The sequence below is a fragment of the Actinosynnema sp. NPDC059335 genome (genome assembly GCF_042752395.1).
Lineage (GTDB): Bacteria > Actinomycetota > Actinomycetes > Mycobacteriales > Pseudonocardiaceae > Actinosynnema.
This window is the reverse complement of sequence record NZ_JBHYXZ010000030.1, coordinates 14,102-33,568: the sequence shown is the minus strand read 5'-3', so window position 1 is coordinate 33,568 and position 19,467 is coordinate 14,102. Positions and strand designations below refer to the sequence as shown.

Here is a 19,467-nt window from a genome sequence, read left to right as displayed (position 1 = left end):
GCTACCCGGGCGGCAACACGGGTCGTCCGGACAGCCGGGAAGCGGTCGTGCAGGGCTGTCCGGGGTGGCGGGCGGTCGTCCGGGCCGGCCGGGTAGTGGACGCGCGGGGCTACCCGGGCGGCACGTGGTCGCCCGGGAAGCGGTCGCGCAGGGCGAAGGTGACCTCGCCGACCAGGGCGCGGGCCGCGCCCAGGACGTCGCGGAGTTCGTCCAGGTCGGTGGTCGGTCCCGACTGGCGCAGGACCATGAGGGAGACGGCGCAGGTCACGGCGCTGTCGACGGCGGCCATGAGCGGGTCGCCGGGCGCGCGGAGCAGGAGGTGGGCTCGTTCGACGGCGGCGAGGGCCTCTCGGATCGCGGTCTCGGCCTCCTCGTGCCGCGGGGCCGGCCCGTTCCGGACTGAGGTCATGCGGGTGCTCCTGTTCGTCGGCGGGGGACCGGACGGGCTCCGGTGTCGCGCCACGGCACATCGTTGCCCCGCGGCGCTCTCCGCCGGCTCCTCATCCGCTCTTCGTCGCCCACCGCCGGCCCCGGTCACCCAGGGCAGGCGCGCCGGGAGGCCCTTCCCGGCGGACTCGGCCATCGGGGTGAAAACGCGCCGCAATTCCCGGCGGCGCGGACACGCGGCGCGCACCCCGCATTGTCGCGGGCTCCCCTCCGGTCGGTGTGAGCCGTTGTGGGGAACGCGATCGGCATTTCATCCCGATGGCCCTTCGGTATTAGGAAATCGAATTGTTCGGCGGTGGCGGCGGTCGCCGCGCGGGCGGGTCGGAGGGGTGCCGCGCGACGGGTCCGCGCGGGCTGCCGGCGGGTGGCGGGGGTCGGGGGCGGACGCGGGCCGAGGTGCGCGGACGGGGTCGGCGGGGGCCTGGGACGGCACTCGTCGACCGGCTGAACCGCTGGAGAACATCCCTGAACCTGGGTAAAGTCGCTGGTCCGGGGCTTGTTCGGGCGATTGACCGGTTTGTCCGGTTCGCGGCGGCGGCCACTGGGAGCGGTACCGGGGCAGTGCCGGCCGGACCCCGGCGTCGGTGGGCGGGTTGTCCGGGTGCTTCCCATTCGGGCGGGATAACGGAACGATCAACCGCCCGGCGCGCGCGAGTGTACCTCATCCACCCGTCATCTGTTAGCCGCGAAGTTTCGGCGAGGCGGTCGCCTTTGAAAAATCTACTGTTTCGCTACGATCGGGGAGCCGGTGCGGCAGCGGAAGGGCGGCTCGGTGGGAGGTGGTCGCAATCGGCTTGAGAATCCTCGGCCCACTCGAACTGGTCGCGAATCACCGTCTGGTCAAGATCGGAGGGCCACGGGACCAGGTGGTGCTCGCCATGCTGGCGCTGCGCGCGAACCGGGTGGTGTCGGTCGACCAGCTGATCGACGTCGTCTGGGGGGACGACCCGCCGCCCACCGCCCGCGGGCAGGTGCAGACGTCCGTCTCGGTGCTGCGCAAGCTGCTCGCCGACGCCGGGATGCCCAACGCCATCAAGACCCGCTCGTCCGGCTACGTCCTGGAGGTCGGCGAGGACGACCTGGACAGCAAGCGGTTCGGCGCGCTGGTGGCCACCGCGCACCGGCAGGCCGCGGAGAACCGGATCGAGCAGGCGGCCGAGACGCTGAGCAGCGCGCTGGGCCTGTGGCGCGGCCCGGTGTTCGACGGGCTGCACAACGACCTCATCCGCAACGCCGCCGCCGTGTTCGAGGAGGCCCGGCTCACCGCCGCGGAGGAACGGGTGCGGCTGGAGCTGGAGCTGGGCCGGCACGCCGCGGTCACCGGCGAGCTGCGGTCGCTGGTCGCCGAGCACCCGTGGCGGGAGCGGCTCTACAGCTTCCTCATGGTCGCGCTGTACCGGTCGGGGCGGCAGGCCGAGGCGCTGGAGGTGTACCGCCAGGCGTGGACGGTGCTCACCACCGAGGTGGGCATCGAGCCCGGCCAGGAGCTGCGCGACCTGGAACGCGCCGTGCTGTGCAGCGACGGGTCGCTCGACCTGCGGCCGGCCGAACCCGAGGCCGGCCCGCCCGCGGTCGAGGAGCCCGCCCGCACCCCGCGCCAGCTGCCCGGCAGCATCGCCGACTTCGTCGGCCGCGAGGACCACATCGCCGACGTCGTCGGGTACCTGACCGGTCGGGACGACGGCGCGGCGCGGTACGCCGTGCCGATCGTCGCGGTGTCGGGCCGCGGCGGGGTGGGCAAGTCCACCCTCGCGCTGCGGGTGGCGCACGAGGTGGGCGGCCACTTCCCCGACGGGCACCTGTACGTCGACCTGCGCGGTCCGGACCGGGCCGAGGGCGCGCGCGAGCTGCTGGGCCGCTTCCTGCGGGCGCTCGGCACCCCGGACGCGGCCGTCCCGCACGGGCTGGAGGAGCGGGCGAGCGCGTACCGCAGCCGGTTGGCCGACAAGAGGGTGCTCGTGGTGGTGGACAACGCCACCGACGAGGAGCAGGTGTTGCCGCTGCTGCCCGGCAGCCCGACCTGCGGCGTGGTCGTGACGAGCCGCAGCAGGCTCGTCGGCCTGCCCGGCGCGCACGGCGTCGAGGTCGAACCGCTCGACCCGGAGTCCGCCACCGGGCTGCTCGCCCGCCTGGTGGGCGCGGAACGCGTGCGGGCGGAGGAGCGGGCCGTCGCCGACATCGTCCGCTACAGCGGCGGGCTGCCGCTGGCGGTGCGGATCGCGGGGGCACGCCTGGCCGCGCGCCCGCACCGGCGGATCGGCGAGCTGGCCGGGCGGATGGCCGACGAGGACCGCAGGCTGGACGAGTTCAGCCACCAGGGCGTGGACCTGCGGTCCAGCATCGACCTGACCCACCGCGGCCTGGCCGCGCCCGTGCGGCGGCTGCTGCGGCTGCTCGCGCTGACGGACGCGCCCGACTTCCCCGGCTGGACCGCCGCCGCGCTGCTGGACACGAGCCCCGGCGAGGCCGAGGAACTGCTCGACGAGCTGGTCGAGGCGCGGCTGCTGGCGGCGCTGCGCGACGACGCCGGCCGGGTCCGCTACCGCTTCCACGACCTGATCCGGGCGTACGCGCGGGAACGCCTGGCCGAGGCCGAGCCGGCCGCCGCCCGGCGGGACGCCCTGGCCCGGGTGCTCGGCGGCTGGCTCAGCCTCGCGGAGGCGGCGCACCGCAAGGAGCACGGCGACTCCTACGTGACCGTGCACGGCCGCGCTCCGCGCCGGCGCCTGCCCGAGTGGGCCGAGCAGGACCCGGTCGGCGACCCGGCGGCGTGGCTGGCCGACGAGCGGGGCGCGCTCGTGGCGGCGATCCGGCAGGCCGCCGCGGTCGGGCTGTCCGAGCCGTGCTGGGACCTCGCGCTCACCGCGGCCGGCCTGTTCGAGGTCCGCGGCCACCCGGACGACTGGCGCGAGGCGCTGGACCTCGTGCACGCCGCCGCGCTGCGGGCCGGGGACCGCACCGGCACGGCGGCCACGCGGTACGCGTTCGGCGCGCTGCACCTGGCCCACCAGCGGCTCGACGACGCCGACGCGAGCTTCGCCGAGGCGCTCGACCTGTTCGTGGCGGACGGCAACGTGCCCGGCGAGGCGATGGTGCTGCGCGCCAGGGCGGTCGTGGACCGCCGGCGTGGCCGGTTCGACCCGGTGCGCGGCGGGTACGAGACCGCGCTCGACCGCCTGCGCGAGGTGGGCGACCTGGTCGGGCAGGCCGCCGTGCGGGCGAACCTGGCCCGGTTCCAGCTCGCCGAGGGCGAGGTCCGCAAGGCGAAGGCGCTGCTGAACGAGGCGTTGGAGCTGTACGGGCGGGCGGACCACCGGCGCGGCGAGGCCGACGTCCTGTGCGGGTTCGCCGAGCTGTACCTGCACACCCACCAGCTCGCGCTGTGCCGGCAGGCGCTCAGCCGCGGCCTGCGGACGGCGCGCGACCTCGGCGACCGGTCCGGCGAGGCGTACGCCCTGTACTGCTTCGGGCTCGTGCGGCGGGACGAAGGGCAGCTCGACGGCGCGGCGGCCACCCTCGCGCACGCGCGCAACGTCGGCGAGGACGTGGGCAACCGGCTGGTCGCCGGGCTGGCCGGCTACGCGCTCGGCGAGATCGCGCTGGTGCAGGTGGAGAACACCGCCGCCGCGGAGCACCTGGAACGGGCGCGGGACGTGTTCGACGCGCTCGGGTCGGTGCTGTGGCTGGCCCGCACCCACCTGCTGCTGTCCGAGGCGCACGCCGCCGCCGGCGCGGTGGGGTCCGTCCGCCGCGACCTCGACCGGGCCGCCGGCCTGCTGTCCGGCGTCCGCTCCCGGCAGGCCGACCGGCTGCGGCGGCAGGTCGTGCTGCGCAGGGCCGCGCACCTGCCGGCCGAGGCCGCCGGGTAGCGACCGGGCCCCGCCGGGCGGTCAGGAGCGGATGAGGACCGGGCGGAGAGGCAGCCCGTGATGATGAATCCGGGTCGAGCACCCCCTGAAACCCCGAGGTCGTGACACATGCCTGACCGGATCCTCCGCCTGCGCCACCGGGACATCCTCCGCGCGCTCGACGGGTTCGACCTGCTCGACGTGGTCGCGCAGGAGCTGATCCGGCGCGCGGGCGGCGGTGAGCGGTCACGCGCCGGGGCCGACGCCGGGGTGGCCGTCTCGACCGCGATGACCTCGGTCGGCGAGGCGGGCACCGGGCCGGTCTGCCTGCTGCCCACGCCGAGCCTGCGCATGGTCGGCCTGGCCGCGCTCGCCACCCTGGCCATCCGCGAGCTGTGCCCGGCCGCCGCGGTGACCGCGGCCGTGTTCGGCGCCGGCCCGGCCGCCCGCCTGCACCTGTCCCTGATCGCCCGCTACCTCCCCCACGTGGCGCACGCGTCGGTGCACCCCTCGGGGGTGGAGCTGGACCGGTCCGTCGAGCGGCGGATGCGCGGCGAGCTGGCGCGGGCCGGCACGACGCTGTCGGTGCACGCCGGTCCGCCGCCCGCCGCGCTGGGGGCCAACCTGCTCGTGGTCACCGAGCCGGGCTGGGGTCGGCTGGACCTCGGCCGGCTGCGACCGGGCACGGTGATCGTCAACGCCACCCGCCGCGATTTGCCGGACGAGGTGCTGATCGAGGTCCACCGCCTCTACGTCGACGACCTCGGGCTGCTGGAGCACAACCAGCACCGCGCGTTCGTGCGGCTGCACCAGGAGGTGCCGGACGGCGGTCCCGGCCCGGACGGTCGCCGCGCCGCGTCGTGGCGGCACGAGCGGCGCATCGACACCGACCTCGGCCAGGTGCTGATCGGCGCGCACGGCGGGACGGACGCCGACGAGGTGGTCCTGGTCGAGCTGCTGGAGGGCGGGTCGCTGGACGTGCGGCTGGCCGGGCGCGTCCACCGGGCCGTGCTCGCGCTCGGCCTGGACGCGGTGGCCCGGGGACCGGGTGCGGAGGGATGACATGACGTCAGCGTCGGCGTCCCGCCGGGCACCGCACGACCACCGGGCCGCGCCCGATCGACCCGCGCCGTCGGCCGTCCGCGCCGGCCGCGACATCCACGAGATCGCCAGGGGATTCGGAGCGAGTGATGGAATACCGCGTTCTCGGCCCGCCTGAGGCAACGCACGACGGGAGCGCCGTCGAGATCACCGGCGTGCGCCAGCTGACCGTGCTCGCGCTGCTCCTGGTGGAGGCGAACCGGATCGTGCCGATCGACCGCCTGGTGGACGGCGTGTGGGGCGAGAAACCGCCGGCCACGTGCCGCAGCCAGATCCACATCTGCATCTCCTCGCTGCGCCGGCAACTGCCCGACGGCAGGCGCAGCGTCGACACCCGCGCGCCCGGGTACCGGCTGCGGGTGCCCGAGGGCGCGCTGGACCTGCACGCGTTCGAGAACCACGTCGGCGCGGCGCAGGCGGCGGTCAAGGAGGGCGCGCCGCAGCGCGCGGTGGCCGAGCTGCGGTCGGCGCTGGCGCTGTGGCGCGGTCCCGCGTTCTCCGGCGTCGGCAGCACGCTGCTGCGCGGCGTGGCCGACGCGCTGGACGAGAAGCGGCTGGCCGTGCACGAGGAGTGCCTGGAGCTGGAACTGGAGCACGGGCCGCCCGGCACGTCGCACGAGGTGGCGGGCGAGCTGGCCGCCCTGGTCGCCGCGCGGCCCCGGCGCGAGCGCCTGGTCGCCCTGCTGATGACCGCGCTGTACCGGGTGGGGCGGCAGGCCGAGGCGCTGGAGGAGTACCGCAAGGCGCGGGCCCGGCTGATCGGCGAGCTGGGCATCGAGCCGGGCGACCAGCTGCGCACCCTGTACCAGCGCATCCTCACCCAGGACCCGGCCCTGTCCCGGCCCGCCGAGCCGCGGCCGGTGCGGGTGCGGCGCCGGACCCCGCAACGCCTCCCGGCCGACATCGCGGACTTCACCGGGCGCGACCGCAGCCTGGCCCGCCTGCTGGAGGCGGCCGAGCCGCACGACGGGACCGCCGTGCCCACGGTCGTGGTCACCGGGCGGGGCGGGATCGGCAAGACCACGTTGGCCGTGCACGCCGCGCACCGGCTCGCGCCGGAGTTCCCGGACGGGCAGCTGTTCGCCCGGCTGTCCCACGACGGCGTGCCGGAGCAGCCGCACGACGTCCTCGGGCGGTTCCTGCGCGCGTTCGGCTTCGCCGACCGGGACATCCCCGACGGGTTGGAGGAGCGGGCCGAGACCTACCGCGACCACATGGCGGGCCGCCGGGTCCTGGTGGTGCTGGACGACGCGCTGGCCGAGAGCCAGGTCTTCCCGCTGCTGCCGGGCAGTGCGCGGTGCCGCGTGGTGGTCACCTCGCGGCGTGCGCTGGTGGGCCTGCCCGCCGCGGTCCGGCTGCGCCTGACGCCGTTCACCGAGCGCAGCGCCCTGGAGCTGACCGCCCGCATCGCGGGCCCGGCCCGGATCGAGTCCGACCGCGAGGCCGCCGTCGCGTTGACCGAGGCGTGCGGGAACCTGCCGCTCGCCCTGCGCCTGGCCGCCGCCCGGCTGGCCTCGCACCCGCACTGGACGGTCGCGGACATGATCTGCCGCCTGGACAACGGCTCGAACTGGTTGGACGACCTGGAGGACCAGACCGGGGTGCGGCACACGTACCGGAGCCTGACCGCCGAGGCCCGCCGGTTGTTCCGCCTGCTGCCGCTGGCCGAGGCGGCCGACTTCGCGTCGTGGGTCGGCGCGCCGCTGCTGGACGTGGACGTCGCGCGGTCGGAGGCGTTGCTGGACGAGCTGGCGGACGCCGACCTCGTGGTCGTCCGGCCCCACGCGGACGGCACCCGCTACTGGATCCCGGGGTGGATCCTCGGGTTCGCGCGCCGTCAGCAGGCCGAGGAAGAAGGGGAGGAGTCCCTGCACAAGGCGCTGGAACGGCTGCTCGGCGCGCTGCTGCACCTGTCGGAGAAGGCGCACCGGCGGCAGGGCGGGCACAACCTGCAGCACGCGGGCAACGGGGCGAGCCGGTGGGAGCTGCCGGGGCCGTTGGCGGAGCGGCTGGTCGCCGACCCCGCGGGCTGGTACGCCCGCGAGCGGTCCTGGGTGCTGACCGCCGTGCGCCAGGCCACGGCCGCCGGTTTCGCCGAGCACGCCTGGGGTTTGGCCATGTGCACGGTGACGTTCGCCGAGTCGCCGGGCCGCGCGCGGTGGGAGCGCTTCGACGTGTCGACGGGGCACGCGCCGCGGTTCGACCGGGTCGTGGCGGCGGACCCGGTGCCGATCCGGCCCCAGGCGCTGCCTACCTGACCGCGCCGGCACCGCGCCGGGGGCTCCGGCCGCGTGCCCGCGGACCCCGGGTCGGCAGGCCCCGGTGTGACATGCCCCGGGTTGACAGGCATGGGGGTGCGGCTCGGCCGGTTGTGGGTCGGATCGGCCGCGGTCGCGGGTCGGACCGCGGCGTGCGCTCGGCGCACCAGGTGCGGGCACGGGTCCAGCCCGCGGCAGGTCCCGGTCGTGCGTCGGCGGCCCCGGTCGCCGTGGGTTCGCGCCGGTGCTGCGCCGAGGGGTCGGGTGCGGTGGGTCTCAGACGTCGCCCACGTGGTCGCCGTGGAGGCCGACCGCGGTCTGCGCGCCGAGCACCGCGTGCAGCAGCACGTTGGTGCCGTGGACCAGGTCGCCGGGTGCGGTGTCCTCGCCCGGCGCGTGGCTGACACCCTGCTTGCTGGGCACGAAGATCATCCCGATCGGGGCGACCCTGGCCACGATCTGGGCGTCGTGCCCCGCGCCGCTCGGCATGGTCAGGTGCGGCAGGTCCAGCGTCTCGGCGGCCTCCCGGATCACGTCCCGCAGCGGGCCCGCGGTCGAGACCGGGCGCGACCGCATGCCGATCTCCACCTCCACCGCGCAGCCGGAGGCCGCCGCGACCTGGGCGCACTCGGCGCGCACCGCGGCCTCGCCCCGCGCGATCCGGTCGGGATCGGTGTCGCGGACCTCGGCGGTCAGCCGCACGTGCCCCGTGATGGTGTTGGTGACGTTGGGGTGGGCCTCCACGTACCCGGTGGTGGCGGTCGCGCACACGCCCTGCTCGGCGGCGACCCGCTGCACCGCCAGGATGATCTCGGCGGCGGCGACCAGGGCGTCCCGGCGGTCGCGCATCGGCGTGGTCCCGGCGTGCTGCGCCTCGCCCACGACCTCGATGTCCAGGATGGTGCGCCCGACGATCCCGTCCACGACCCCGATCGGCACGCCGAGGCGTTCGAGCGTGGGCCCCTGCTCGATGTGCAGTTCGAGGAACGCCGCGACGCTGCCGGGCGGCCACGCCGCCTCGGCCAGCCGGTCGGGGTCGCCGCCGGTCTGGGCCAGGTACGCGCTCACCGGCCGGCCGGCCCGGTCCTTGGCGGCGAGCCCGTCCTCCAGCGACCCGCACAGCGCGTGCGAACCCCAGAACGGGGTCTGGATCAGCGCGCCCTCCTCGTTGGCGAACGCCACGGCGACCATCTCGACCGGGAGGTCCACGTCGTGCTCGTGCAGGACGCGCAGCACCTCGATCGCGGCGACGACGCCGTAGGCCCCGTCCAGCCGGCCGCCCTGCACGACCGTGTCCACGTGCGAGCCGACCAGCAGCACGGGCACCGCCCGGCGCGGTGTGCCCGGACGGCGGACGAGCAGGTTGCCCGCGGGGTCGGTCTCGGCCTCCAGGCCCGCCGCGGCGCACAGGTCCCGCAGGTAGGTCCGGGCCGCGTGCTCCTGCGGGCTGAGCCCCAGCCTGGTGATGCCGCCCGCGGGGTCGGAGCCGATGGCCGCCAGCTCGTCCAGGCACCGGAGCAGGCGCGCGCCGTCGACCCGCAGTCCGGCGTGGCGCTCCAGGGAATCGCGTGCCCGTAGTTCCGACCGTGGCATGGCCCTCCTCCATCCGCCGGGCGAGCCGCTGCGGGTCACCGCAGGAATGCCGCCGGTTTCACCCGGACGGCACGATTGTGCTCCGCCCGGCTTTCGGTGGGCGATATCCCGGCTATCCGGCCCGGCGCGCGCTGGCCGGAAAATAGGACGGCGGCCCCTGAAGGCGGGGTCCGGGCCGGGCAGAAAATGGCCGCGCGATAGCGCGCGGCACCCGTGCCATCCGCCGGCTATCCGGCTCGTCCGCTGGTGAGGGCCGTGACGGCGGGTCTTAACTTTTCCTATCGCCGGCCCATCCGCCGCCCTTCGCGGTTCCCCGTTCCCTTGACCGGGTTCCGTCGCGGTTCTTAGTCTTCGCCGCATCCCCCCTTATCCCTTTGGCGGAACTCGCTCGGCGTGGGCAATGTGAATCGGCAGGAAGGGCATGGTGTTATGGGAAGCCTCCACGAGGACAGGCAGGTACCTGCCCCTGCGGTCCTGTCCCGCCGCGAGGCGGAGCGGGGACCGCTGTCCTACGGCCAGCAGCGGCTGTGGTTCCTGGACCGCTGGCTGGGCGGCCGCCCGGTCTACCACACGCCCGTCACGCTCCGCCTGACCGGCGCGCTGGACGCCGACCGGCTGGTCGACGCCGTCCGCCGCGTGGCCGCCCGGCACGACGTGCTGTTCACCGTGTACGAGGACGGCCCGGACGGCCCGCGCCAGCGCGTGTCGCCCGACCGCGAGCTGGCCTGCCCGGTCACCGACCTGGCCGACCTGGACCCCGAGCGAGCCCGCGCGCGGGCCGAGGAGCTGGTCGGGCAGGACGCCCGCCGCCCCTTCGACCTGGCGAAGGACCCGATGCTGCGGGCCCACCTGCTCCGCCTGGCCGACGACGTGCACTGGCTCCAGCTCACCTTCCACCACATCGCCTGCGACGGCTGGTCGGTGGACGCCTTCCAGCACCAGCTCGCCGACGCCTACCGCGCCGAGGGCACGCCGGCCGAGCCGCTGCCCGTCCAGTACGCCGACTACGCCCTGTGGCAGCGCGACACGATGGAGAGCCCCGCCGCCGCACGTGCCCTGGAAGCCTGGTCACGGGCCATGGCCGGCGCGCCCGCCGTCCTGGACCTCGGCGCGGACCGCCCGCGGCCCGCCGAGCTGAGCTACCGCGGCCGCACCGAGCACTTCGCCCTCCCCGGCGTCCCGCAGGCCGAACTGGAGGAGTTCGCCGCTGATGCGGGCGTCACGCCGTACGTGGTGCTCCTGGCCGCGTTCCAGGCCCTGGTCGCCCGGCACTCGGGCAGCGACGACATCGTGCTCGGCTCGCCGACCGCGGGCCGCGGCGCGGCCGCCTTGGAGGAGCTGGTCGGCTTCTTCACCGACTCGCTGGTCATCCGCACCGGCCTGGAGGGCGACCCGTCCTTCCGCGCCCTGGTCGCCCGCACGCGCGGCAGCGTGCTGGACGCGCTGTCGCGCAGCCGGGTGCCGTTCGACGTGGCGGTCAACCACCTGCACCCCGAGCGGGACCTGAGCTACAGCCCCGTCGTGCAGGTCGTCTTCGCCCTGCACGAGGACGAGGGCGCGGGCGTCCTGGCCGACGGCGTCACGGTGGAGCGCGGCGCGGTCGCCACCGACACCGCCAAGTACGACCTCACCTGGTCGGTCTTCCGCGGCGCCGACGGGCTGCGGCTGGAGGTCGAGTACGCGACCGACCTGTTCGACGCGGCGACCGTGCGCGCGTTCGTCGGCCACTGGGAAACCCTGCTGGTCGGGGTGCTCGCCGAGCCCGACCGCCCGCTGAGCGGGATCGACCTGGTCCCCGCCGAGGAGGCCGCCCGGGTGGCGTCCTGGTCGGGCGTGCGGCGGCGGTTCCCGGCCGGGACGGTGCACGACCTGGTCGCGCGGAGCGCGGCGGCCCGACCGGACGCGGTGGCGCTGACCGGCGCCGGGGCGTCGGTCACCTACGGCGAGCTGGAGCGGCGCGCCACGGCGCTGGCGCACCGGCTGCGCGCGCTGGGCGTGGGGCCGGAGTCCTGCGTCGGCGTCTGCCTGGAGCGGTCGCCGGAGATGGTGGTGGCCTGCCTCGCGGTCATGAAGGCGGGCGGCGTGTACGTGCCGCTGGACACCGCGTTCCCCGCCGACCGCGTGGCCTACATGCTCGGCGAGGTCGGCGCGGACGTGGTCCTCGTCCACCCGGCGACGGCGGACGCCGTGCCGGACGGCCCGTGGCGCGCGGTCGACGTGGACACCGACGAGCCGGCCGTCCCCGACACCGGCGCGCTGCCCGAGGTGCACGCCGACAACGGCTGCTACGTGATCTTCACGTCCGGTTCGACCGGCCGGCCCAAGGGCACCACGGTCACCCACCGCAACGTGGTCCGGCTCGTCCGCGGCGCGGGCGAGCACCTGCCGCTGGGCCACGACGACGTGTGGACGCTCTTCCACAGCTTCGCGTTCGACTTCTCCGTGTGGGAGATGTGGGGCGCGCTGACCACCGGCGGCCGCCTGGTCGTCGTGCCGCGCGCGGTGACCCGCGACGTGGAGGCGTTCCACCGGCTCGTGCGGGACGAGGCGGTGACGGTCCTCAGCCAGACGCCGTCGGCGTTCCGGCAGTTCGAGACGGCCGACGAGCAGGCGGGCGGCGGGCTCGCGCTGCGCGCGGTGGTGTTCGGCGGCGAGGCCCTGCACCGCCCGTCGGTGCGCCGCTGGGCCGCGCGGCACGGCTACGCCGAACCCGTGCTGGTGAACATGTACGGCATCACCGAGACCACCGTGCACGTCACCTTCCACGCCCTGACCGCGGCCGACCTCGACCGCGAGCTGACCCAGATCGGCCGGCCGCTGCCCGACCTGAGCGTGCACGTGCTGGACGCGCACGGCCGGCCGGCGCCGGTCGGCGTGACCGGCGAGATCCACGTCGGCGGCGACGGGCTCAGCCGCGGCTACACCGGCCGACCCGGGCTGACCGCCGACCGGTTCGTGCCCGACGCGTTCACCGACCGCGCGGGCGGGCGGCTCTACCGCAGCGGCGACCTCGGCCGCTGGAACGCGCACGGCGGGCTGGAGTACGTCGGCCGCGCCGACGCCCAGGTCAAGATCCGCGGCTACCGCATCGAGACCGGGGAGGTCGAGGCGGTCCTGGGCACGCACCCGGACGTGCTGGAGGCCGTCGTCGTGGCCCGCAGCGGCGCCGACGGCCAGGCCGACCTGGTCGGCTACCTGGTCGCCGACGGCGACGCGCCGTCACCGGACGAGCTGCGCGCCTGGCTGCGCAAGCGGCTGCCGGACTACATGGCGCCGCGGCACTTCGTCGTGCTGGACGCGCTGCCGCTGACCCCGCAGGGCAAGGTGGACCGCGCGGCCCTGCCCGAGCCCGCCGCCGTCCGCCCCGAGCTGGCGCAGGAGTACGTCGCGCCGGTCGGCGCGGTCGAGGAGCGGCTGGCCGGGATCTGGCGCGAGGTGCTGGGCGTGGACCGGGTCGGCCGCCACGACAACTACTTCGACCTGGGCGGGGACTCCATCCGCAGCATCCAGGTCCTCGGCCACGCTCGTCGCGGCGGGCTGTCGTTCGACCTCCAGGACCTGTTCCGCAGCCCCACGGTCGCCGAGCTGGCGGCCCTGGCGCGGACCGTCGCGCCGGAGGCCGGGGACCGGCCCGCCGTCGTCCGAGAGCCGTTCGCGATGGTGTCCGAAAAGGACCGCGAGCTGCTGCCGGAGGGCTTGGAGGACGCCTACCCGATGGCGGAACTCCAGGTCGGCATGGTCTACGAGATGGAGCTGAACCCCGAGCGCCGGGCGTACCACAACCTGGACGGGCTGCGGATCGTCGGCCCGTACGACGAGGAGCGCTTCCGCGAGGCCACGGCGCGGGTGGTCGCCCGCCACCCCATCCTGCGCACCGCGTTCGACCTCAGCGGCTTCAGCGAGCCGATGCAGCTCGTGTACCGCACGGCCGAGATGCCGTTCACCGTCGTGGACCTGCGCCACCTCGACGAGGCGGCCCGGGACGAGGCGCTGGACGAGTACGTGCTCTCGGAGCGGCGGCGGCCGTTCGACCACACCCGGCCGCTGCTGCTGCGGTTCGCCCTGCACCGGCTGACCGACGAGTCGTTCCAGTGGACGATCACCGAGCACCACGCCATCTTCGACGGGTGGAGCCTGCACTCCACCATCTCCGAGATCGCCGAGGTCTACCAGCGGCTGCTGGCCGGCGAGGACCCGGTCCTCACCCCGCCGGTGTCCGCCTACCGCGACTTCATCGCCGCCGAGCGCGAGGTCCTGGCCTCCGCCGAGAGCCGGCGGTTCTGGCTGGACCGGGTGGGCGACCGGCCGGACTGCCGGCTGCCCCGCCGGCCCGTCGACCGGCCGACCGCGCTGACCGGACGCGCGCAGCCGCACGAGTGGCGCGAGCACCACCCCGAGCAGGGGTACGGCTCGGTGGAGACGCTGCTGCCGGAAGACCTGTGCGACGGGCTGCGCGACCTGGCCCGGCAGTGCTCGGTGCCGCTCAAGGCGGTGCTGCTGGCCGCCCACGTGAAGGTGATGAGCCTGGTCACCGGCACCTCGGACCTCCTGGTCGGGCTCACCGCCAACGGACGGCTGGAGGAGGAGGGCGGCACCGAGGTGCGCGGCATGTTCCTCAACACCGTGCCGTTCCGCATCGCGCTGCCCGACGGCAGTTGGCGCGACCTGGTGCGGGCCGTGTTCGAGACCGAGCGCGAGTTGCTGCCGCACCGGCGCTACCCGCTGGGCGCGCTCCAGCGCGAGGTCGGCGGCGACCCGCTGTTCGAGGTGAACTTCGTCCACAACCACTTCCACGTGCTGGACCGGGCGTTCGGCCCGGGCCTGATGCGCATCGCCGACGACAAGATCGACAGCTTCACCACCGACCGGGCCGAGCCCACCAACTTCCCGCTCAACGTGGGCGTCATCCGCAACCCGTACTCCAACCGCCTGCTGTTCGGCATGGACTACCACACCGACGTGCTGCTGCCCGACCAGGTGCTGCTGTACCGGGACTACTACCTGCGGGTCATGGCGGAGATGGTGGAGGCCCCGGACGCCGCGCACCGCTGGGTGTCGCTGTTGGGCGAGGACGAGCGGTCGTTGCTGGAGTCGTGGAACTCGACGGTGGCCGATGTCCCGCAGGTGTTGGTGCACCGGATGGTGGAGGAGCGCGCGGCGGCGGCGCCCGATTCGGTGGCGGTGGTGTCGGGTGACGTGTCGCTGTCGTACGGGGAGTTGAACGCGCGGGCGAACCGGCTGGCGCGCCGGCTGCGCGACCTCGGCGTCGGGCCGGACGTCCCGGTCGCGCTGTGCCAGGACCGCTCGCTCGGCATGATCACCAGCCTGCTGGCCGTGCTGAAGGCCGGTGGCGTCTACGTGCCGCTCGAACCCGAGCTGCCCCTGGAGCGCATGACCTACATGCTGCGGGAGGTCTCCGCCCACCTCGTGCTCGCGGGCGACCGGGCCGCCGACAAGGTGCCCGCCGGCCCGTGGCGGGTGCTGGTGGTGGGCGACGAGCTGTGGGCCGACGGCAGCGCGGAGGACCTGCCGGGCGGGGCCGGGTTGGACAACGGCTGCTACGTCATCTTCACGTCGGGCTCGACGGGGCAGCCCAAGGGCGTGGTGACGCGGCACCGCAACGTCACCGAACTGCTGCACGGCGGCGAGTTCCTGACCCTCGAGCCCGGGGACAGCCTGCTGCAACTGGCTCCGCTGTCCTTCGACAACTCCACCTTCGAGGTCTGGGCCCCGCTGGTGGGCGGCGCGCGGCTGGTGCTCGCGCCCCCGGTGCAGTACGGGCCGCGCGAGATCGCGGAGTGGGTCGTCGAGTCCGGCATCACCGTCCTGCACGCGACCGCGTCGCTGTTCGCGCTGCTGGTCGACCACGAGCCGCAGACCTTCGACGGGTTGCGGCGTTTCCTGACCGGCAGCGAGACCGTCTCGCCGCAGCACGTGGTGCGGATCCTGGAGCGCTGCCCGGACCTGGAGCTGGTCAACTGCTGGGGTCCCACGGAGACCACGACGTTCTCGGTGTGCGGCGTCTACCGGCACGGCGAGGTGCCCTCGGGCGCGCTGCCGCTGGGCAAGCCGCTGGTCAACACCCAGGTGTGGGTGCTCGACGAGGCGGGGATGCCCGCGCCGGTCGGCTCGGCCGGCGAGCTGTACGTGTCGGGCCCGTGCCTGGCGCGCGGGTACCTGGGCCGGCCGGGCCTGTCCGCCGAACGCTTCCTGCCGCACCCGTTCCGGCCCGGCGAGCGGCTGTACCGCACGGGCGACCGGGGGCGTTGGTCCGTGGACGGCCGGGTGGAGTTCTTCGGCCGCACCGACCACATGGTGAAGGTGCGCGGGTACCGGGTGGAGCTGGGCGAGGTGGAGTCGGCCCTGCGCGACCACCCGGACGTGCGCGAGTGCGTGGTCGTCACGCGCGCCAACACCGCCGCCGGCGTGGACCTGGTGGCCTACCTCGTGGTGGACGACACCGCGCCCGCGGTGGGCGAGCTGCGGGCGTGGCTCGGCCAACGGCTGCCCGCGTACATGGTGCCCCGGCTGTTCGTGTTCCTCGACGCGCTGCCGCTGACGCCGCGGGCGAAGGTGGACCGCCGCGCGCTGCCGGAACCGAAGGAGACCCGGCAGGACGGCGTGCGGGAGTACGTGGCCCCGGTCGGCGGCGTCGAGGAGCTGCTGGCCGACATCTGGTCGCGGGTGCTGGACGTGGACCGGGTCGGCCGCCACGACGACTTCTTCGACCTGGGCGGCGACTCGATCCGCAGCATCCAGGTGGTCGGGCAGGCGCGCACCAAGGGCGTCGTCGTCGCCCTCCAGGACCTGCACCAGTACCCGACGGTCCAGGAGCTGGCCGCGGCCGTCGGCGGCAGGCAGGCCGCCGCGCCCGCGCCCGCCCGGACCTCGCCGTTCGGGCTGCTGTCCGAGCGGGACCGGGCGCTGCTCGCGGCCCGCACCGCTCCCGCGACCGGCGGGCGGTGATCGACGGATGCACAGCCGGGCGGACGAGGTGACGCGGGACGGCGGAGCGGCCGAGGACGGGCCGTTCCTGCCGGGTGGGCTGGAGGACGCCTACCCGATGTCGGAGCTGCAGGTCGGCATGGTCTACGAGATGGAGCGGGACCCGGACCGGCTGCCGTACCACAACGTGCACACCCTGCGGATCGCCGCGCCGTTCGACGAGCGGTGCTTCCGCGACGCGGTGGCCGCCGTCGTCGCCCGGCACCCCGTCCTGCGCACCTCGTTCGCCCTGGTCGGCTTCAGCGAGCCGATGCAACTGGTCTACGGCGCCGCCGAGGTGCCGCTGGTCGTGGCCGACCTGCGCGGCACGAGCCCGAGCGCCGCCCGTGACGCGGTGTCGGCCTACGTCGTCGCCGAGCGGCGCACCCCGCTGGACCTGTCCGTGCCGCCGCTGTGCCGGATGGGCGTGCACGTGCTGTCCGACGACGCGTTCCAGTGGACGCTCACCGAGCACCACGCCATCCTCGACGGCTGGAGCCTGGCGTCGGTCGTCGCCGAGCTGATCGGCTCCTACCGGCGGCTCCTGGCGGGCGAGGCGCTGGTGGCCGCGCCGCTGCGCTCGACCTACGCCGACTACGTCGCCGCCGAGCGGGAGGCCCTGGCCTCGCCGGAGAGCAACGACTTCTGGCGCACCCTCCTGACGGAGCCGCCGGACAGCCGCCTGCCGCGCTGGCCCGCCGACCGGGCGGTGGCGTTGACCGCCGGGCCGGTCGACGGGGAGCGGCACGTCCGGGACGAGAGCCGGGGCTACGGCTCGCTGATCACGCCCCTGGGCGGGGAGCTGGAGTCCGCGCTCCGCGAGCTGGCGCGGCAGTGGCGGGTGCCGGTGAAGGCGGTGCTGCTGGCCGCGCACGTGAAGGTGATGAGCCTGGTCACCGGTTCCCGGGACGTGGTGGTCGGGCTCACCGCCAACGGGCGGCTGGAGGTCGAGGGCGGGGCCGACGTGTGCGGCCTGTTCGTCAACACCGTGCCGTTCCGCGTCGCGTTGCCCGACGGCGGTTGGCGCGACCTGGTCCGGTCCGTGTTCGACGCCGAGAACGCCCTGCTGCCGCACCGGCGCTACCCGATGGGCGTGCTGCAACGGGAGCTGGGCGGCTCGCCGCTGTTCGAGACCAACTTCGTCTACACCGACTTCCAGCAGATCACCGAGGCGGCGGGCGACGACGCCGACGCCGGGGAGCAGGCCGTCGCCGACGTCTCGCGCACGCACTTCGCCCTGGTCGTCGCGTTCGGCCGGGAACCGGGCCTCGACGGCCTGTGCCTGCAACTGGAGTACGACGCGCGGGCGTTCCCCGCCGTGCAGCTCGCCGCCCTGCGCGACTACTACCTGCGGGTGTTGGCGGAGATGGTGGGGGCCCCGGACGCCGCGCACCGCTGGGTGCCGTTGCTGGGCGAGGACGAGCGGTCGTTGCTGGAGTCGTGGAACTCGACGGTGGCCGACGTCCCGCAGGTGTTGGTGCACCGGATGGTGGAGGAGCGTGCGGCGGCGGCGCCCGATTCGGTGGCGGTGGTGTCGGGTGAGGTGTCGCTGTCGTACGGGGAGTTGAACGCGCGGGCGAACCGGCTGGCGCGCCGGCTGCGCGACCTCGGTGTCGGGGTCGACAGCGCGGTCGGGGTCTGCGTCGGGCGGTCGGTGGAGATGGTCGTCACCTGGCTGGCCGTGCTCAAGGCCGGCGGCCTGTACGTGCCGCTGGACCCCGACTTCCCGACCGCGCGCCTGGAGTTCATGCTCCGGCAGGCCGGGACCGGGCTCGTGCTGGCCGCGCCCACCGCCGCGCCCGCCGTCCCCGCCGGTCCGTGGCGGGTGCTGGTCGTGGGCGACGAGCTGTGGGCCGACGGCAGCGCGGAGGACCTGCCGGGCGGGGCCGGGTTGGACAACGGCTGCTACGTCATCTTCACGTCGGGCTCGACGGGGCAGCCCAAGGGCGTGGTGACGCGGCACCGCAACGTGGTCGAGCTGCTGCACGGCGGCGACACCATGACGGTCCGGGCGGACGACACGGTGTTGCAGATCGCCCCGTCGTCGTTCGACGTGTCCACCTTCGAGGTGTGGGCGCCCTTGGTCGCCGGCGCGCGGTTGGTGCTCGCGCCCGCAGTGCGCTACGGGCCGGCGGAGATCGCGCGGTGGGTGGCCGAGTCCGGTGTGACGGTGCTGCACGCGACGGCGTCGCTGTTCGCGTTGCTCGTGGACCACGAGCCGCAGGCGTTCGACGGGTTGCGGCGTTTCCTGACCGGCAGCGAGACCGTCTCGCCGCAGCACGTGGTGCGGATCCTGGAGCGCTGCCCGGAGTTGGAGCTGGTCAACTGCTGGGGTCCGACGGAGACCACGACGTTCTCGGTGTGCGGTTCGTTCCGGCGCGGTGACGTGCCCTCGGGACCGCTGCCGCTGGGCGTGCCGTTGGCGAACACCGAGGTGTGGGTGCTCGACGAGGTCGGCATGCCGGTCCCGGTCGGGTCGCCCGGCGAGCTGTACGTGTCGGGCCCGTGCCTGGCGCGCGGGTACCTGGGGCGGCCCGCGCTGTCGGCGGAGCGGTTCCTGCCGCACCCGTTCCGGCCCGGCGAGCGGCTGTACCGCACCGGCGACCGGGGCCGCTGGTCCGTGGACGGCCTGGTCGAGTTCCTGGGCCGCACCGACCACATGGTGAAGGTGCGCGGGTACCGGGTGGAGCTGGGCGAGGTCGAGTCGGCCCTGCGCGACCACCCCGACGTGCGCGAGTGCGTCGTGGTGACGCGCGCCAACACGGCCGCCGGCGTGGACCTGGTGGCCTACCTGGTGGCCGACGGCGAGGCGCCGGCCGGCGACCGGGTGCGGGCGTGGCTCGGCGCGCGGTTGCCCGCGTACATGGTGCCCCGGCTGTTCGTCTTCCTCGACGCGATGCCGCTCACCGCGAACGCGAAGGTGGACCGGCGCGCGCTGCCGGAGCCCGACGAGGTGCGCCCCGACGTGGCGCAGGAGTTCGTCGCCCCGGTCGGCGAGGTCGAGGAGCTGCTGGCCGACATCTGGCGCCGGGTGCTGGGCGTGGACCGGGTCGGGCGGCACGACGACTTCTTCGACCTGGGCGGCGACTCCATCCGCAGCATCCAGGTCCTCGGCGAGGCGCGGGAGGCGGGGCTGCCCGCCGCGCTGGCGACGCTGCTGGCGCACCCGACCCCGGCCGGGCTCGGCGCCGCGCGCTGCGGGGGGGTCGAGGTGGGGAGCGGCTCAGTTGAAGTGT

General features: G+C 75.1%; 7 protein-coding genes. 5 read left to right on the top strand and 2 right to left on the bottom strand.

Going from position 1 to position 19,467, the window contains the following annotated elements; translation table 11 throughout:
• Positions 1–109 precede the first annotated feature (109 nt).
• Positions 110–409 carry a hypothetical protein gene (locus tag ACFXGA_RS12335; RefSeq protein ID WP_378087053.1) on the bottom strand — a complete coding sequence of 100 codons (300 nt, stop codon included), beginning with the start codon at positions 407–409 and terminating at the stop codon, positions 110–112.
• 907 nt (positions 410–1,316) lie between these two features.
• On the opposite strand from ACFXGA_RS12335, the gene ACFXGA_RS12330 reads away from it, so the two are divergent.
• From ACFXGA_RS12330 to ACFXGA_RS12320, 3 genes are all read left to right on the top strand, one after another.
• Positions 1,317–4,316, top strand: a complete 3,000-nt coding sequence (locus tag ACFXGA_RS12330) for a BTAD domain-containing putative transcriptional regulator (RefSeq protein WP_378087051.1) — start codon at positions 1,317–1,319, stop codon at positions 4,314–4,316.
• A gap of 108 nt (positions 4,317–4,424) precedes the next feature.
• Positions 4,425–5,357: a hypothetical protein gene (locus ACFXGA_RS12325; RefSeq protein WP_378087049.1), complete on the top strand. Its 933-nt coding sequence runs from the start codon at positions 4,425–4,427 to the stop codon at positions 5,355–5,357.
• Between the two features lie 128 nt (positions 5,358–5,485).
• Positions 5,486–7,654: a BTAD domain-containing putative transcriptional regulator gene (locus tag ACFXGA_RS12320; RefSeq protein ID WP_378087047.1), complete on the top strand. Its 2,169-nt coding sequence runs from the start codon at positions 5,486–5,488 to the stop codon at positions 7,652–7,654.
• Between the two features lie 276 nt (positions 7,655–7,930).
• On the opposite strand, the gene ACFXGA_RS12315 is transcribed toward ACFXGA_RS12320, so the two are convergent.
• Complete coding sequence (locus tag ACFXGA_RS12315; RefSeq protein ID WP_378087045.1) at positions 7,931–9,247, bottom strand: Zn-dependent hydrolase; 1,317 nt, start codon at positions 9,245–9,247, stop codon at positions 7,931–7,933.
• Between the two features lie 429 nt (positions 9,248–9,676).
• Here ACFXGA_RS12315 and ACFXGA_RS12310 point away from each other — a divergent pair, with 429 nt between their 5' ends.
• On the top strand, positions 9,677–16,213 hold the full coding sequence (locus tag ACFXGA_RS12310) for an amino acid adenylation domain-containing protein (protein WP_378087043.1): 6,537 nt from the start codon (positions 9,677–9,679) through the stop codon (positions 16,211–16,213).
• Between the two features lie 7 nt (positions 16,214–16,220).
• Positions 16,221–19,467, top strand: a 3,247-nt coding sequence (locus ACFXGA_RS12305; RefSeq protein ID WP_378087041.1) for an amino acid adenylation domain-containing protein, incomplete at its 3' end; no start/stop codon positions are given.

Coding starts and splice junctions, on each gene's coding strand:
- ACFXGA_RS12335 (WP_378087053.1), bottom strand. CDS start 409: ATGACCTCAGTCCGGAACGGGCCGGCCCCGCGGCACGAGGAGGCCGAG.
- ACFXGA_RS12325 (WP_378087049.1), top strand. CDS start 4,425: ATGCCTGACCGGATCCTCCGCCTGCGCCACCGGGACATCCTCCGCGCG.
- ACFXGA_RS12320 (WP_378087047.1), top strand. CDS start 5,486: ATGGAATACCGCGTTCTCGGCCCGCCTGAGGCAACGCACGACGGGAGC.
- ACFXGA_RS12315 (WP_378087045.1), bottom strand. CDS start 9,247: ATGCCACGGTCGGAACTACGGGCACGCGATTCCCTGGAGCGCCACGCC.
- ACFXGA_RS12310 (WP_378087043.1), top strand. CDS start 9,677: ATGGGAAGCCTCCACGAGGACAGGCAGGTACCTGCCCCTGCGGTCCTG.